12 protein-coding genes and 3 pseudogenes are annotated in these 18244 nt (G+C 46.7%); 6 read left to right on the top strand and 9 right to left on the bottom strand.

From position 1 onward, the window contains the following. Positions 1–27: 27 nt before the first annotated feature. The 9 genes and pseudogenes from DWW91_RS12775 to DWW91_RS12755 form a co-directional block, all read right to left on the bottom strand. On the bottom strand, positions 28–708 hold the full coding sequence (locus tag DWW91_RS12775; protein ID WP_007653323.1) for an ABC transporter ATP-binding protein: 681 nt from the start codon (positions 706–708) through the stop codon (positions 28–30). Between the two features lie 289 nt (positions 709–997). Beyond that, positions 998–1135: a hypothetical protein gene (locus tag DWW91_RS27650; protein WP_158599447.1), complete on the bottom strand. Its 138-nt coding sequence runs from the start codon at positions 1133–1135 to the stop codon at positions 998–1000. Between the two features lie 186 nt (positions 1136–1321). Continuing rightward, positions 1322–1690, bottom strand: a complete 369-nt coding sequence (locus tag DWW91_RS28405; protein ID WP_370449579.1) for an ABC transporter permease — start codon at positions 1688–1690, stop codon at positions 1322–1324. Between the two features lie 225 nt (positions 1691–1915). Further along, a pseudogene (locus DWW91_RS28400) lies at positions 1916–2353 on the bottom strand (ABC transporter permease); the annotation flags it as partial. Positions 2354–2521: 168 nt separating this feature from the next. Continuing rightward, positions 2522–2863, bottom strand: a pseudogene (locus DWW91_RS28395) (FtsX-like permease family protein); the annotation flags it as partial. A 132-nt stretch (positions 2864–2995) separates the two neighbouring features. Continuing rightward, positions 2996–3685: pseudogene (locus DWW91_RS28390) on the bottom strand (ABC transporter permease); the annotation flags it as partial. 33 nt (positions 3686–3718) lie between these two features. Then, the gene (locus tag DWW91_RS12765; RefSeq protein WP_010803550.1) at positions 3719–6103 is read right to left on the bottom strand and encodes an ABC transporter permease; all 2385 of its coding nucleotides are present in this window, start codon (positions 6101–6103) and stop codon (positions 3719–3721) included. 294 nt (positions 6104–6397) lie between these two features. Next, positions 6398–7648, bottom strand: a complete 1251-nt coding sequence (locus tag DWW91_RS12760) for an efflux RND transporter periplasmic adaptor subunit (RefSeq protein WP_007653317.1) — start codon at positions 7646–7648, stop codon at positions 6398–6400. A 43-nt stretch (positions 7649–7691) separates the two neighbouring features. Further along, positions 7692–9032, bottom strand: coding sequence for a TolC family protein (locus DWW91_RS12755; RefSeq protein ID WP_048314704.1), 1341 nt, complete (start codon positions 9030–9032; stop codon positions 7692–7694). A 249-nt stretch (positions 9033–9281) separates the two neighbouring features. Between DWW91_RS12755 and DWW91_RS12750 the strand changes: the two genes are divergently transcribed. From DWW91_RS12750 to DWW91_RS12725, 6 genes are all read left to right on the top strand, one after another. Further along, positions 9282–10634 carry a sigma-54 dependent transcriptional regulator gene (locus DWW91_RS12750; RefSeq protein WP_010803552.1) on the top strand — a complete coding sequence of 451 codons (1353 nt, stop codon included), beginning with the start codon at positions 9282–9284 and terminating at the stop codon, positions 10632–10634. Positions 10635–10737: 103 nt separating this feature from the next. Continuing rightward, positions 10738–12054, top strand: a complete 1317-nt coding sequence (locus DWW91_RS12745) for a PAS domain-containing sensor histidine kinase (RefSeq protein ID WP_010803553.1) — start codon at positions 10738–10740, stop codon at positions 12052–12054. A 181-nt stretch (positions 12055–12235) separates the two neighbouring features. Further along, positions 12236–13489 (top strand): Nramp family divalent metal transporter, encoded by a 1254-nt coding sequence (locus DWW91_RS12740; RefSeq protein ID WP_007653312.1) that lies wholly within the window; start codon positions 12236–12238, stop codon positions 13487–13489. Positions 13490–13802: 313 nt separating this feature from the next. After that, a complete protein-coding gene (locus tag DWW91_RS12735) occupies positions 13803–15551 on the top strand; it encodes a glutamine--tRNA ligase/YqeY domain fusion protein (protein ID WP_010803554.1) in 1749 nt (582 codons plus the stop codon). Positions 15552–15676: 125 nt separating this feature from the next. Then, positions 15677–17119 carry a tetratricopeptide repeat protein gene (locus DWW91_RS12730; RefSeq protein WP_048314702.1) on the top strand — a complete coding sequence of 481 codons (1443 nt, stop codon included), beginning with the start codon at positions 15677–15679 and terminating at the stop codon, positions 17117–17119. A gap of 2 nt (positions 17120–17121) precedes the next feature. After that, positions 17122–18033 (top strand): DUF368 domain-containing protein, encoded by a 912-nt coding sequence (locus DWW91_RS12725; RefSeq protein ID WP_010803556.1) that lies wholly within the window; start codon positions 17122–17124, stop codon positions 18031–18033. Positions 18034–18244: the final 211 nt, after the last annotated feature.

The following is an 18244-nucleotide window of genomic DNA, read 5'->3' as shown; positions in this document are numbered from 1 at the left end:
ATATGTCCATGTGTAAAATCTAATTCATCAAATAAATTCGCTCACTGATGACACGATGCTACCGTCGAACAGGTTGATGATGCGGTGTGCAAAACTTGCGTCATGCTTGGAGTGGGTTACCATGACGATGGTTGTCCCTTCTTTGTTCAGTTCGGTAAGCAGCTGCATTACTTCGGCACCGTTCTTTGAATCCAGGTTACCGGTCGGCTCATCGGCAAGGATGATCTTCGGGTTGGAGACAACGGCACGGGCAATGGCAACACGCTGTTGCTGACCTCCGGATAACTGCTGTGGGAAGTGAGCGGCACGATGGCTGATGTTCATACGTTTCAGAATATCGTTTACCATCTGTTTACGTTCGGAAGCCTTTACCTTCAGGTAGGTCAGCGGCAGTTCCACATTTTCGTATACATTGAGTTCGTCGATCAGGTTGAAGCTCTGGAATACGAAACCGATATTCCCTTTACGAACCTGTGTACGTTCTTTTTCTTTCAGATGGCCCACTTCTTTATCAACCAGATAGTAATTACCGCCAGTCGGATTATCAAGCAAACCCAGGATATTCAACAAGGTTGATTTACCGCAACCGGAAGGTCCCATGATAGCTACAAATTCACCATCCTTCACTTCCATCGAAATATTGTTCAATGCGATTGTTTCTACTTCTTCTGTACGGAAGTGCTTACTTAATCCTTCAATCTTAATCATAATGTTATTTATTTAATTCTACATTTATACTTTATATTCCTCTTTAAAATCCACTCTCTTTTCTCTATATAATTCAAATTACGTGCCAAACTTAATAAAAAGCTAGTTTTCAACATTATACTGTTTTGTCTTTTTTACGGCAGTGTCTAATATTTAGACAGTCATGTCTATTTATTAGACACTTTGCGGCAGAAAAAACATCCGACCTTCACAGGCCGGATGCACATGTTTAACTAAAACTTAAACTAATATCGGTGACTATAAAGAGTCTCTGTCACCCCAAAATATATTATTCGATTTCCGGACGGTCGCCACCTCCACTTCCGACCTCTTGGAAGAGAGCTCTGAAACGATCCATATAGTTAGCATATTCCGAATTATTCAGATTGCCAAGAAAAAACTCCAGAATCTTAGTTAATGTACCCATAATTTTATGTTTAAAAATGATTGCTTGTATAAAACGCATGCAATGTAAGGATTAATAATCAAACGGAGTTATCTTTTTGCTTTTTTTTGCAGTTGGAAAAGTTTATATATGTCGAATGTAAAACTTCCGGCATCCTGAAAGCGATTCAAGTTGCCGGAAGTTTTACTTCTACCATTTCCTACGTTTTTAATCCGCTTTCAGGCTTTCCACCGGATTCTCGTCGGCCGTTCTCCAGGCGCGGAATAAAACGCAACCGATGATGATCACATAGACGAACAAGGCGGCACCGATAAAGATAAAGGCACTGAGGTGGATGCGTTCCGCGAATTTTTCCAGCCAGCCAGATGCGCTGACATAGGCAATGGCGGCTCCTATCGCCAGGGCAGGAATCGCAATATAGGAAATATCCTTTGAGATCATCCGGAGAATATCGATGGCTGTCGCGCCATTTACCTTACGGATGGCGATCTCGCGGCCGCGGCGGTTGGTCTCGTCGGCTGTATATCCCAGCAATCCGATCAGGGCGATGATCAGGGTGACAAGGCCGCTGATCATGATGGAGTCGCGGAAGTCGCGGTCGTCCTGGTATTGGTTGAGAATATCCATCTTATAGACGGAGGCTTCGACCACTTTGTCGGGCATGGCACCGGCCAGTATTTCATTTATCTGAGCCAGGTTTTCAGACGACATGGTATGCATATTTATCAGGATGATCTTAGCCGGATTATAACTGTCGGGCGTGTTGTAGAAGAGAACGGATGCACGGGTATCCGGGCCTTTCAGCGAACCGATACGGAAATCTTCGTAGACACCACTGATGGTGAATACCTTCGTGCCGTTGCTATGTTCGGTAATCATGACACCTTTGCCGAGAGGACTTCCCGTCCAGCCGGCCGTTTTCTCCATCAGGTCGACAAACTTACGGCTGACCATTACCTTATCGTCATTCGCTTCGCCCAGCTGGAAGGCTTTGCCCTCAACGACGGGTATTTCCATGATCTTGAAATAATTGTCGGAGACGAAATACATATCGGCAATATTGAACAACTCACGGTCTTCACCCGGCAGGGAAACATTATTTCCGGAGGCATAATAGAAAGGCAGTTCGGTACTGCATCCGACTTGATCGACCTGTGGCAGGCGGCGCAGTTCGTCGATGGCACGCTCACGTTCCTGTGCTCCCACTCCAGTGGTATTGCAATAGATCAGGTTTTCGTAGGCATACCCCGGATCGCTCGTGATCATCTTGTCATATTGGCGGCTGATCGTGATCAGAAGCGCTACCAGATAAGCCGTGGCGACAAACTGCACGAAAAGCAGGCACAGTTTCCAATACCGCTTCGACTCCTTCACGCTGCGGAAAGCCGATGCAACCGGTATGCGCAGGAAAAGCCAGGTCGGGACAAGGCATGTCACCCCGAATACAACCAGGCAGATACCCGCCAGAAGCGTCACGGTGGGCAGCGTAAACAAAGCCGACAAGGATGCCGACAGCAAATCTTCCACCTTACCTCTGAAAACAAGGATCAGGAAAGCACCCAGCAACAGGGCAAGCAAGAGATGCAGCAACGATTCGGAAAGTATCATTCCGAGAATATCTTTTCCAGAGGCTCCGTAGCATTTATGTACCGCCACCTCTTTTGTCCGTCCGATCAGGGTGGAGATAACTACGAGAATATAGTTCAGCACGGCGATGACGATCAGGATCGTAGCCAGAAAAAGCAACATCGCATTCATATCTTTTACATCTTCGTTGTTGTTATGGATATCCTGCAAGGGGGATATAGTATAAAACAGATCGACACCGGCTTTCTTGAGACCTTCCAAATCCTGGTTGCGTTCCTGCATGCGGCGGATAGAGGGGGCGAGCGACTCGGGAGTTGTTCCCGGAAGTAGTTTCACATAGGCAACGTAACGGTCGTTACCCACCCAGTTGGTGGTACTTTGCACGGAATAACCCGCCAACGAACCCAGCATGTCGTATTGCAGATGGCTGTTTTCAGGTATATCTTCAAACACGCCGCCGATCGTTTGCACGGAATTACGGTTCACATCGCGCACAAAGGTTTTGCCGACTGCGCTTTCAACGCCGCCCATCTTTTCGGCCAGCGAACGGGAGATCATGACATAATTCGGACGCGCCAGCACATCTTTCGGGTCACCGATAAGTATCGGACGCGGGAAAACATCGAAAAAGCTGGTATCGGTCAGCAAAAGGGTTGCCGTGTAGAACTGTTTTTCGGGCGTCATTATCAGTTCGTCCGGCGAACCGATACGGGTGTAGCGGGTGGCTGCCTCCACTTCGGGTATCTCCGCTTTCATGCCGGGGGCGATTGCGCCGCTCACCTGTCCCCAGGTATCTTTTTTTCCTTCGCGGTTGATGCCTGACTTGACCAGGTAAATGCGGTCGTTGTCCGGATAAAAGTTATCGTACGACCGTTCGAAACAGACTTTCGCAATCAATACTAGTCCCATGGCCAATCCGACAGCCAGAGCAATGATCTTAATTCCATTATTCCTCCCTTTCTTGAACAGGGAACGGAATGCCATACTAAAATTCTTTATCATATTATATATGTATTACTATTCAGACTTTAAACTTTCCACCGGGTTCGATACAGCAACCATCCACGAACGGTAGACAACCGTAGCCAGGATGACCGTCAGTATACAGACAGAGCAGAGAATGAACAGGCCGACATGCATCGGTATCTTTTCAGAGAACTGTTGTAACCATTTTTCGCCCGCATAATAAGACCCGGCGGCTCCGATCAGAATGGCGGGGAGAGCCATCCAGGCCACATCGCGTGTCATCAACGAGAGGATATTCACCTCGGTAGCACCGTTGATCTTACGTACGGCGATTTCTTTACCGCGACGATTCGTCTCGTCATTGATATAGCCGATCAGTCCGATCAGGGTAATGATAAGGGTCACGATGCCACCCCACATAACCGAGTTGCGGAAGAGGCGTGAAGCATTATATAGATTCGTCACGCTGACACTGTAGGAAGCGAGTGTAAATTCATTGTCCGGCAGGAATTTCTGGATGACATCATGTACGTTCGCCATATTCTCGGCTGTCAGCTTATGGAATTTGATGACGATATTCCGATGTGCCCTGTTTCCATAGAATAATGCGGAAGGATACATCAGATCCTGACCGATCTGACCGATACGGATATCATCGTAAACACCTACGATCCTAAAATCTTGTGAATTTCCACCATGGCCGCTTACCGGCACAAGCTTTCCTATTACCCCGTCTTTCCAGTCCAGCGCTTTCGCCAACTGGTCCGCCATCATGCGGCTGACCATCATCACCTGCGCAGAATCGGAATAAGAACGATCGAAAGCTTTTCCTTCGATTACCGACATTTCCATCAGGGGCACATAATCGGCATCCGCCTCGTAAAGGTCGTTGAAGTGGACGATCGTTTCATTCGTTCCCGGACGGTAAGCCATATCGCCGGAGCCACTGTAGATTGGCAGGTTGGCGCACGACGCCACTCCTTCCACTTCGGGCAGCTTGGCCAGTTCATCCATCAGGGCACGACGTTGCGAGCTTTTCACACCACTCGGAGAACAATAGGCCAGGCGGTCGAACGAGTAGCCGGGATCATCCGTCACCAGCCGTTGGTATTGCAGCCCGATCACAACCAACAGGCAGATCAGAAAACCGACAGCGATAAACTGGATGAACAGCAGCACTTTCTTCCACGACCGTCTCGACTCGTTATACGACCTGAACACGGATGCCACCGGTACACCGGCAAACAGGCGCGACGGCAGTAATCCCGCCAGCAGGAAGATGACAAGGCAAATAGCCACCAGCATCGGAATCGTATCCAAAGAGATGAGCGACAGCAGGGAAGCGTTGAGCAGTTCCTCCACCATCTCGCGGAAAGCCAGTATCAACAGGGCGGAAATGCCCAGAGATATGAGCAGGTTAAGGAATGTCTCGGAAAATATCATGTCGGAGATATTCCAGCCGGATGCTCCGTAACATTTATGTATAGCTATATCTTTCGAGCGAACTACCAGCGAAGAGATCACCAGCAGTATGTAATTCATCAGGGCCGCAAAAAGGATGGCGGAAGCGATGGCGACCAGTATGACAGCCATCTTCTTCGTTTCAGGCGACTTGCCGTAGACCTCTTCCAGCGGGCAGAGTTTCAGTTTATAGTTAATGCCCTGTTCTTTCAGTTCATTGGGGTCGACATGGCGGTCGAGCATATCGTCCATCGGCTTGACCATATCTTCCATGCTGACACCCGGTCGCAGAAGGGCATAGGCGTTGTAGCTGTCGCCACCGAACCATTCGTCTTCGTTCGTCCATCCGGCAATCTCTTTATAAGAGGCCATCGAAACCAGCATATCATAGAAAAGATGGGTATTCTTCGGAACGTCTTTGAAAACGCCGCCGATCGTCAGGCTGACACCGGGATAGGCTTCGATCTCGAAAGTCTGACCGACAATATCCGTTTCACCAGCACCGATATTTTTCGCCACACTTTCCGAAACAAGTGCATACAGGGGACGGCCAAGCGTTTCTTTTGCTTTGCCAGCTATCATATCACGCGGAAGAACATCAAAAAAGCAATCATCGGCCAACATCAGGGTAGCATCGTATTTCCGTTTGTCGGGCGTATGGATCACAACGTCGCCAAATTTAAGGGCACGGGTGGCGGCTTCTACTCCGGGAATTTCGGCTTTCATACCGGGAGCTATGCCTCCGCTGACATGGGGATAGGTATCGAGCGGATTATCTTTGAACGATACGTTCTCCTGGATGGCATATATCCTGTCCGAAGCCGGATAGAAGCCATCGTAGGACAGTTCGAAGCATACTTTCGCGATAAGAACCAACCCCATTGCCAGGCCTACACCTAACGACAATATCTTGATGCCACTGTGCCGTCCTTTCTTAGAAAGGGACCGGATAGCTATGTAAAAGTTCTTCATCATAGTGGTATGTTTTATATTCAGTTATTATTAGGATATAACTATTTCAATTATTGTCAAATGTGAACTATCCGATTATTGACCGGTTGTACCTGGCTCCCCTCTTGAGAGGGGGAAGGGGGGGTGTTATAGTTTCGTCCTATAACTGGCTTTAACACACCCCTTATCCCCTCTCAAGAGGGGAATTAGTTACTCCCGTCACTATAAACAGATAGCTCAATTTTTTCTAAATTGGCACATTAGCATATTGCCACATTGGCACATTATTTTCTATACACGATTCATTTATTCTATATATCATTCCAAAACCAACACCTCGTTATCCTTGTAGCTTTCATAGCTGGAAACGATTACCTTTTCTCCTGCTTCCAGGCCTTCTGTTACTTCATAGTACTGCGGGTTCTGACGGCCGATCTTGATCTTACGGCGATAGGCTTTCTTGCCATCTTTGTCGAGTACGAAGATCCAGCTGCCGCCGGTACTCTGGAAGAATGTTCCGCGTGGGATGATGATACTCTCTGTCGGCTGTCCCAGTTCCAGATTGATATAATAAGTCTGACCGCTACGGATATTGTCAGGACGTTCGCCTGTAAACACCAGGTCCGTACGGAATTTACCGTCGCGAACTTCCGGATACACCTTGCGTACAGCCAGTGCGAAACTTGTTCCCTGACGGTCGAAGTCGGCATCCAGTCCCGGCTTAACACGGTCGATATAATGTTCGTCGATCATCGCTTCCACCTTATAGTCGGAAAGGTCGTTGATCTGGCCGATCTTTAAACCGGCAGAAACATTCTGTCCCAGCACGACATCCAGCAAACCCAGTTCGCCGTCAATCTGTGAACGGACATTCAGATGCTCCTTACGTTCATGAACCAATTGGATGTTACGGCGCATGTTGGCCAGACTGGTTTCCATTTCGTCCATCTGGATCGTACGGGAAATTGAATCCTGACGCAGGCGCTCGACAACAAGGTCATATTTCTTTGTTGCCAGTTCATAATCTTCTTTAGCTTTCAGATAATCTTCCTTGGCAATCAGGTTTTCATCATACAATTTCTTCTGTTGTGAATAAGCACGACGTGAACGGGCAATGTCGACATCAAGCTGCGCCTTTTCCAACTGATTGTTCAGTTTGTCCTGTTCCATGGCCACCTGTGTGTTACGCAGGAAGTTTTGTTTTTCCGCCAGCTGAGCTTCGGCATCCAATATCTGCAAATCGAGGCTTGAATTGGAAAGGCGGATAATAACGTCGCCCTTCTTCACCTGGGCACCTTCTTCCACTACTTTCTCCTGAACGATACCGCCTTCTTCCGGGCTCAACTGTACCACAGTTATCGGCTGCACCTGTCCGTTTACACGAACGAAATCATTGAACTGCTCCTTCGTAACCTCACCGATACTGATACCGCGGGCGTCCACTTTCAATGTCGATGCATGGTCGCCGAAGATGATCCATCCGACCAATGCCAGGAATAAAACACCGCCACCTACATAAGGTAAATGTTTCTTCTGAATGCCTCTTTTCTTTTCTAATTGTATATCCATTGTTGTATGTTTTTATTTCTTTATTATCAGTTTCTGTTTATTCTCAGTTTATACCTTCAATCAACGGTTTACCTTTATAGTAATCAACCAACTTGCATTTCAGCAGATACATCAGCTTCCGTTGCAGCAAATCAGCTTTCGACAGCAGTAAAGTGTTGGCGCTGGTCTGTAAGTCGATCGGGCTCATCAGGCCTTCTTCGAATTTGCGAAGAGTCACCTGGTAAGCTATTTCGTCCGCCTGGGCTTTCTTTTCCATCTGGATCGTTTCCTTGGCGTACCCTTCACGATCGAGGATAGCCTGTTCGATAGCCGTCTGCAACTGGCGGAGCACCTCGGTCTGCTGTTCCTGGGCGATACGCATATTGTTGCGGGCCTTGCGCAGATTTGTCAGACGGTCCAGGCCATTAAAAAGCGGGAAACTCAGGTTAAAGGAAATGTATTCCCCCCGGTTGTTCTTAAACTGGCTTCCGAATGCAGCAGGAGCCTGTTCTCCTTTCAGGTTCTCATAATAATTGGTAGAAACACCGGCTGAGAAAGAGATGGAGGGCAACATGCGTCCTTTAGCCATCAGATATTGCATTTTAGATGACTTCAGTTGAAGTTGTGCCTGCAAAGCTGTCGGGTTATTATCGGATGCATAATCGTAAATTTCCTCCACCGATTCCAACATGGTTGCATACGATTTATCCAGGAGCATGGTATCTACGTCCAACTCCATATCCGACGGGAAGTTCATATTTTGTTTCAAAGTCAATATGGCTGTATTCAGCAGATTCTGCTGATGCGTCAGGTTATAGTCGTTGGCAGCGACCTGCGCTTCGATCTGGGCGACATCGGCTTTACCTTTCAGTCCCAGCTCTTCTTGGCGACGGGTCTTATACAGGATGCGGCTGTTCTCTTCCAGTTGCTCGGCAGCCAGTTTTACTGTTCCCTGATAATATACGACATCCATAAAAGCCTGCATCGTATTGATTGCCAGATCATCCTTTTCCTTCTGGATATCATTCATACCCAATTGACGGTTCGCTTTTGCCATACGCCATTGGTTGATCAGTTGTCCCCCATTAAATATAGGTATGGAAACACTCAGGCCATATCCGTTATTAAATGTAGATGTATTGTTATAGACGTTGGTTTCCGGGTCAATGGAACGTCCGAAACTATACTGTGCTCCCACACTTGCACTCATGGAAGGGAAGAAAGAAGCTACTGCTGAATTCAACTCTGCTTTATAAGAATCGCTCGTATGGGTTTGTTTCTTGACTTTCGGACTGTTTTCAACGGCATAATGCATGCACTCGTCCATTGTCCAGCGTTTTTCCTGGGCCATGGCAACTGTTGCCAGGCTAAGCGAAAGAATCGATGTAACTATTATCTGTTTCATTTTTGTGTTATTTTCTGCCAACAAAAGGGCAAAGAGCGTGCCAAACCTGATAAAACACTATTTATCAATAAATTGTAAAAACCGTTCTTTTTCAGAAGTGTAAAGAAATTAGACAGTGGTGTATAATTATTAGACAACCTGCATTTATCCGTTTTGTACGCATATTTTATCTGTCTAAATTTTAGACACAGGTTAGGTAGTATAAAACCGAAGCCCTATCTTTGCATTATAAATACATTAAATATCACAATGGCTAAACAAGGCACCATACTGGTCGTAGACGATAACAAGGGGATTCTCACCGCAGTACAGATGCTGTTAGGCACCTGCTTCGAGAAAGTGATAACCATCTCTACTCCAAACAAAATAAAGACGACACTACATAACGAGAATGTGGACGTAGTCCTGCTGGATATGAATTTCAGTGCCGGAATCAACACCGGTAACGAGGGACTTTTCTGGCTGTCCGAAATAAAGAAGGAAGACCCAGCCGTACAGGTCGTACTCTTCACCGCCTATGCAGATATAGACCTGGCAGTAAGGGGCATCAAGGAAGGCGCCACCGACTTCGTTGTCAAACCGTGGAATAATGCGAAGCTGCTGGAAACACTGAAAACGGCTTACGATATCCGGATGGCAAACCGGAAAGGAGTTCCGCATGAAAGCAGCAAGCAGGTTATCTCCAAGGAAAGCGGTATGTTCTGGGGCGAAAGCAACGCCATGCAGCAACTCCGCAACCTGATCGAAAAGGTTGCCAAAACCGATGCCAATATCCTGATCACCGGAGAGAACGGAACTGGTAAGGAAATGCTGGCAAGGGAAATACATATGTTGTCGAACCGCAAAAAAGAGGCTATGGTCCCTGTAGATATGGGCGCCATCACCGAGACATTGTTTGAAAGCGAACTGTTCGGCCATATGAAAGGTGCCTTTACCGATGCACGCGCCGACCGCCCCGGTAAGTTCGAGGCAGCCAACAACGGAACCCTGTTCCTGGACGAAATCGGGAACCTCTCCTATCATTTACAGGCAAAGCTACTGACGGCTATCCAGCGCCGCAGCATCGTCCGGGTAGGAAGCAACACCCCTATCCCGGTAAATATCCGCCTGGTCTGTGCCACCAACCGCGATTTGCAGGAGATGGTACAGAAAGAGCAGTTCCGTGAGGACCTTTTGTATCGTATCAACACAATACATGTAGAAATACCGTCCCTCCGCGAACGTCCGGAAGACATTGTTCCGCTGACTGAAATATTCCTGGCAAAATATTGCAATATCTACGGTAAATCCTCCATGCGCCTCAGCGCGGATGCAAAGGATAAATTGAAGCAGCAACCCTGGTTCGGTAATATCCGCGAACTGGAACATACCATCGAAAAGGCCGTGATTATTTCCGAAGGCGAAACCCTCGACAGCTCCGACTTCGACTTCCCCCGCAAGAAAGAATCGCCACTGAAAGAGGCAACCACGCTGGAAGAGATGGAGTACAACATGATTAAGAATGCCATGGACAAGTACAACGGCAATCTCTCGCTCGTCGCCAGCCAATTGGGTATTTCACGTCAGACGCTGTACAATAAAATCAAACGTTATGAATTATAATGTGCTGATATGCCAATGAAAAGGGCACAGCACAACACAACACAGCGTAGGTTGTATCCGTAATTGGCACATTGGCATATTAGCACATTGACACATTATTCTTATGTTAAAAGGTATCTATCATAGTCTGACTTTCCGGCTGGGGTTATTCGGAGTATTAACCGTTGCAGGAACCTATTTCGCCATGACGCGGCAATGGGAATGGTTTATCCTCGTTTTCATAGGCTGGCTGTATTCCATACGGATGATGAGCCAGTTATACAAACGCAACGCCCAGAAGGTAGCCTTCATGTTCGATGCCATCGACAACAGCGACTATGCATTCCAATATGCCACTCGGGGACGTTCGTCCAACGATAAGCTGGTGAGCGAATCATTAAACCGCATCACCCAGATACTTTTCCAGGCGAAAGCGGAAGCTGTGCAGAAAGAAAAATATTACGAGCTGATCATGAACTCGGTCAATACCGGCATAATCGTATTGGACGACATAGGCAACATCTACCAGACCAACAACGAAGCCCTTCGTCTGTTAGGCCTTTCCGTTTTCACCCATGTCAAACAGCTGGCGCGCATCGATGAAAAACTACAGACTACGATTGCCAATATCCTCCCGGGCGACAAACATCAGATATCATTCGTAAACGAACGCGGAACGGTAAACCTTTCCATCCGCGTATCCGAAATGACCTTGCAGGAAAAACATGTGCGTATCCTGGCTATCAACGATATCAACAGCGAACTGGACGATAAGGAAATCGACTCCTGGATACGTCTGACCCGTGTGCTGACACATGAGATTATGAATTCCGTCACCCCGATCACCTCACTGAGCGATACATTACTTTCCATCCACGAAGACGCCGACAGCGAAATACGTAACGGACTGGAAGTGATCAGTACAACGGGAAAGAGCCTGATCTCATTTGTCGAGTCATACCGCAAGTTTACCCATATCCCGACACCGGAACCTTCGTTATTCTATGTGCAAAAGTTTGCGGAGCGGATGACAAACCTGGCCCGTCACCACAACAATTTCCCCAATATAACGATTAATATAAATATAGAACCGGCCGACCTGATCGTTTATGCGGATGAAAAACTAATCACCCAGGTTGTACTGAACCTGCTGAAAAACGCCATGCAGGCCATCGGCAGCGGACAACCGGACGGGCTAATCGAGCTGAAAGCCTATTGTAATCCGGACGAGTCCGTGATTATCGAGGTGAGCAACAATGGTCCTACCATTCCACCGGAAGAAGCGGAACATATTTTTGTGCCGTTCTTCACGACCAAAGAAGGCGGAAGCGGCATCGGATTGTCCATCTCGCGGCAGATCATGCGGCTCTCGGGGGGTAGCATTGCCTTAAAGAGCAATCCGGCGATAAACAAAACGTCGTTTATTCTGACGTTCCCGTAGAAAACAATAAAACGTTCCCTTTGTTATTTCTATTAGAGGTACGTCTAATTTTATTTACACCTAGGTCTAAATCGATTTACACGTACGTCTAAATGAATTTAGAGGTAGGTCTGTTTCAAAAGACTACAGGAAAGAATAAAAAGAAAGTAACTAACATTTTGATATAACAAGTAATAAAAACATGAAACTGCTAGACAAACTCAAGATCAATCACAAACCTCGTTCCGGAGGATTAGACCTTTTAAAATACATAGGCCCTGGATTATTAGTCACCGTTGGATTCATCGACCCCGGAAACTGGGCAACCAACCTGGCAGCCGGTTCCGAATTCGGATATGCACTGCTATGGGTGGTTACTTTCTCTTCCATCATGTTGATCATTATCCAGCACAACGTTGCCCACCTCGGAATCGTAACCGGTTTGTGCTTATCGGAAGCGACCAATAAATATATGCCCCGGATGCTTAGCCGTCCTATTCTGGGTTCGGCCATGCTTGCCAGCATTTCGACTTCGCTTGCCGAGATATTAGGTGGAGCCATTGCGCTACGGATGCTGTTCAGCATACCGATAAAGATTGGTGCCGTAATCGTTACGATTGCCTGCCTGATCATGCTTCTCAGCAATACCTACAGCAAGATAGAACGCTGGATCATCATGTTCGTTTCCATTATCGGCCTCTCTTTCCTGTATGAACTGGCTTTGGTCGATGTCAATTGGGGACAGGCCGTCACCGGATGGGTAAAACCGTCGTTTCCTCCCAACTCTATGCTGATCATCATGAGCGTACTCGGTGCCGTAGTGATGCCCCACAACCTCTTCCTCCACTCGGAAGTGATACAAAGCCGCGAATGGAACCTGGAAGATGAATCCGTCATCAAGAAGCAGCTGAAATACGAATTCTATGATACGCTCCTGTCGATGGTTATCGGCTGGGCGATCAACTCAGCCATGATTATCCTGGCGGCAGCAACATTCTTTAAAGAAAAGATTACCGTAGACGAACTGGACCAGGCGCAACAATTACTGGTTCCCCTGGTTGGAAACAACGCCGGCGTGATCTTTGCCGCCGCACTGCTGCTGGCCGGTATTTCATCAACGATCACATCGGGTATTGCGGGAGCCTCCATCTTTGCCGGTTTCTATGGGGAAGCCTACAATCATAAAGACTTACACTCCAAGCTGGGAGTCATTCTTTCATTCGTTCCGGCCTTGCTCATCATCTTCCTGATCGGCGACCCGTTCAAAGGACTGATCCTCTCGCAGATGCTGCTGAGCGTGCAGCTTCCTATCACGGTCTTTACCCAGGTATATCTAACCTCCAGCAAGAAAGTAATGGGACAATATGTCAACTCCCGTTCAACCACCATCCTTCTCGTATTATTGGGAACCATGGTTACGGTATTGAACATAGCTCTGTTAATCAGCTTGTTCTGACGCATTACATTCTACGTTTCACCATAGCACACAGGTGACACAGATTGAACGGATGGGCACAGATTCTTATTTAATAAAATAAACATCTTCTCTGTGTAAATCCGCCAGTTCTACGTCACCTGTGTGCTATAGTGAGACTATAGTAACCCAATTAAGAAAAGCCGGTAAAACAACTTTTTCCTTATCCATGTATTATACTCTGTTCGATAAAATTAAGCCACAAATACAGGAAAAAACTTGTATTGCTATGCAGCAAATAAAGAAATCGCTACCTTTGTTCCGTTAATAAAGAAATAACATATTTATAACAGATATGAGCGATATCAGAACGAACGAAGAAGAAGGCAAAAAAAGCCTGAATTTTATTGAAGCAAATGTTGAAAAAGACCTGGCAGAAGGTAAAAATGGCGGACGTATACAAACCCGTTTCCCACCCGAACCAAACGGCTATCTGCATATAGGACACGCCAAAGCAATCTGTCTGGATTTCGGTATTGCAGAACGTTACAACGGAGTTTGTAACCTTCGTTTCGACGACACGAACCCTGTAAAAGAAGATGTAGAGTACGTCGATGCAATCAAAGAAGATATAGAATGGCTCGGATTCCATTGGGGTAACATCTATTACGCATCCGACTATTTCCAGCAATTGTGGGATTTTGCCATCCGTCTGATCAAAGAAGGAAAAGCCTATATCGACGAACAAAGTTCGGAAGTTATCGCCCAGCAGAAAGGAACCCCTACCCAACCGGGTATCAATAGTCCGTATCGCGACCGTCCTATCGAAGAAAACCTGGCGTTGTTCCAAAAGATGAGCGACGGCGAAGTGGAAGAAGGTGCTATGGTATTGCGTGCCAAAATAGATATGGCAAACTCGAACATGCACTTCCGCGACCCGATCATCTACCGCGTAGTGACGTCGGCACACCATCACCGCACCGGCGATACATGGAAAGTGTATCCGATGTACGACTTTGCCCACGGACAGAGCGACTTCTTTGAAGGCGTTACACACTCGCTTTGTACACTCGAGTTTGTGGTACACCGTCCGTTATACGACCTGTTCATCGACTGGTTGAAAGAGGGTAAAGACCTCGACGACAACCGTCCGCGTCAGACTGAGTTCAACAAACTGAACCTGAGTTATACGCTGATGAGCAAACGCAACCTGCTTACACTGGTAAAAGAAAAGCTGGTCGACGGTTGGGACGATCCCCGTATGCCGACTATCTGTGCATTCCGCCGCCGTGGTTATTCTCCCGAGTCTATCCGCAAGTTCGTCGATAAGATCGGATATACCACTTACGACGCCCTGAACGAATTCGCCTTGTTGGAAAGTGCCGTTCGTGAAGACCTGAATGCCCGTGCCACCCGTGTATCGGCCGTTCTCGATCCGGTCAAACTGATCATCACCAATTATCCGGAAGGACAGGTGGAAGAGATGGAAGCTATAAACAACCCGGAAGACCCGGAAGCAGGCAGCCACCTGATCGAATTCAGCCGCGAACTGTGGATGGAAAGAGACGACTTTATGGAAGATGCACCGAAGAAGTTCTTCCGTATGACTCCCGGACAGGAAGTACGTCTGAAGAATGCTTACATCGTGAAGTGTACCGGTTGCAAGAAAAACGATGCAGGCGAAGTGGTGGAAGTCTATTGCGAGTACGATCCGAATACCAAGAGCGGCATGCCGGACAGCAACCGCAAAGTAAAAGGAACGCTACATTGGCTGAGTTGTGCGCATAGTCTACCGGCAGAAGTCCGCTTGTACGACCGACTCTGGAAAGTAGAAAATCCGCGTGATGAACTGGCCGCTATCCGCGAAGCCAAGAATTGCTCCGTGCTGGATGCGATGAAAGAGATCATCAATCCGGATTCTCTGAAAATATTAACGAACTGTTACGTGGAAAAATATCTGGCAAACGCCAAGCCGTTAGATTATTTACAATTCCAGCGTATCGGTTATTTTAACGTAGACAAAGACTCTACGCCCGAAAAGCTCGTCTTCAACCGCACCGTATCCCTGAAAGATACGTGGAGCAAGGTGAAGGACAAGGCTTGATAATTTGCCAATTAAACAATATGCCAATGCGCCGATTTTAATAATGTACCAGACAGGATATACTAATCATTCCGGTTATTGGCATATTAACAAATTGGCATATTGGCACATTAAAATTATTCCCTATGAAAAAAGATGATATTTCACGCCTGCTACAACGTTATCTGTCTGCCCGCGAAATGGGAAAAGAACCCTATTTCGATGCAGATGAAGTAGATGAACTGTTGGGCAGCTTTGAAGAATCGGATAATTATGACTACTTTGATGAAGTTTTAGCTTTAGGACTAAAACTTCATCCGGGTAATACAGACTTACAGATCAGACAATGCAAACTCTTCGTTTATAATGAAGATTATAACAGTGCACTGGCTCTGATCGATTCAATCGCTGAAACAGACAACCAGGACCTTGACTTATTACGGTTAGAATGTTATTGCATGCTCGACCGGTATGATAAACTGATCGAGTACACAGAAAAATTGATCGAAGAGGATTGCGATTATCTGGAAACCGTTTTCGAATATACCGCTCCCCTTTTAAGTGATATGGAAATGAACAATGAAGCCCGCGATTTCATAAACCGCGGCATTGATTTATTCCCTCAGAATCTGGTATTGAAAGATGAGTTATGCTACAACCGGGAAATAGAAGGAGACATCGACGGGGCGATCAGCATCTGCAACGAACTGATCGACAAAAACCCTTACTCCCACGAATACTGGTTCACACTCGGACGGTTATATTCGATTAAACTGGAGTTCGAAAAGGCAATCGAAGCATTCGACTTTGCACTGACCTGCGATGATTCGGACCCGGAGTTGAAGATACTGAAAGCCTACTGCCTCTACATGAACGAAAATTATGAAAAGGCACTGGAAGTATATCAGGATATCAATGGCGACTTTGAGATGGCGGAGCGCATCAAACCGCTCATGGCTGAGTGTTATATCAAACTTGAGAATTTTGAAGGAGCCTATAATCTGCTGAAAGATATTATCGGCAAAAAGGTGACTGACAACGAACCGGCTGCATACATCAACTTCATCCGTTGCTGTGCAGAAACGGAACGTCACCGGGAGGCTTCCAAGACATTGACAAAGGCGGTCGAACTATTCCCCAACAATGTCAGGATACTCTCTCTGCTGGCTTTGACCTACGTAGAAAACGGAGAAGACAAGCAGGCAGTCGAGACCACCGAACGTCTGTTCGAAGTATTGGATAAAGGAGACTACTATCAACCGGAGGATTTTGAAAGCCTTTTCCATGCCGGACAGTATCTCTACATGAAAGGCGATATCGACAAGGCGATCAAATATTATAATAAGGTATATGCCGTTAATCCGAATCTGCCTTTTATCCATCTCCATATGGCTATGGCTTATCTGGCTAAAGGAGATATGAAGCATTTCGGCGAGCACTTCAGCAAGACTACCCCGAAAGAACTGATCGAGTACCTGGAAAACTCAGGTATCGACTTCAGCGATGTGGAGCAGCAGTTGCTGGGCAAACATATCCCGCCGGAAGATCTGACAAAGGAATTCCTCAATAATAAGGACAATAATAACTAATAATGGACAGAAATCTAAAAGACTACGGTCTCCTACTTTTGAAAGGCATGGGTATGGGCGCAGCCGATGTTGTTCCCGGCGTATCGGGCGGCACAATTGCCTTTATTGTTGGTATTTATGAAGAACTGATCGATTCGATCAAGAGTATTAACGGAGCAAGCCTGAAGCTACTCTTCACCGGTAAGATCGCCGCTTTCTGGAAAGCGATAAATGCCAACTTCCTGCTGGCTATCGTTGCCGGCATCGGGATCAGTATTTTCTCGCTGGCAAAGCTCATTACCTGGCTGTTGGTTACCCATCCGATCCTGGTGTGGGCCTTCTTTTTCGGGTTGGTACTGGCTTCCACCTGGTTCGTATCGAAAGATATCAAACAATGGAACTGGAAATCGATACTGAGTTTTATCATCGGGGCTATCATTGCTTATTACATTACCGTTGCCACACCGGCGGAGACACCGACAAATCTGTTCTTTATCTTCCTTTGCGGAGCCATTGCGATCTGCGCGATGATCTTGCCGGGTATTTCGGGTAGTTTCATTCTGGTATTGCTCGGAAAATATTTCTATATCATGGAAGCGGTAAAGACACTCAATATCCCGGTCATGCTCGTATTTATCTGTGGCGCGGCAATAGGTATCACTTCATTTTCACGAGTACTCTCTTATGCCCTGCGCCGGTTCCATGATACGACAATCGCAGTATTGGCCGGTTTTATGCTGGGTTCGCTCAACAAAGTATGGCCCTGGAAAGAAACGATCGAGACATATACCGACAGCCATGGAGTGATCAAGCCGTTGGTTGAAGCAAATATTTTGCCGGACCAGTTGTTGTGGGAAGCCGTAGGATTAATGATATTTGGCTTCGCTATCGTATATTTCCTTGAAAAGTTATCCATGAAAGGAGCTAAAGCATAAAAAAATCTCTCCCCTATGCTCACGCACAAGGAAGAGCTTGTTCTCTCGCCAAAGAGAACCTCATCAATTATGTTAACCTTTTTAGGTTATAAAAGGGAGCAGTTCGCCAGAGTTGCTCCCTTCATGTTGAAAACACACATCTTATTAGTATTGTTTATCTTTTTACCTAATTCATGGCAAATAGCATGCCATAAGTGTATCTATCTGATAA

This window comes from Parabacteroides sp. AF17-3 (genome assembly GCF_003635445.1).
In the GTDB taxonomy this organism is placed as follows: domain Bacteria; phylum Bacteroidota; class Bacteroidia; order Bacteroidales; family Tannerellaceae; genus Parabacteroides; species Parabacteroides goldsteinii.
The sequence above is the reverse complement of the archived record's forward strand: the minus strand, read 5'-3'. Positions and strand labels throughout refer to the sequence as shown.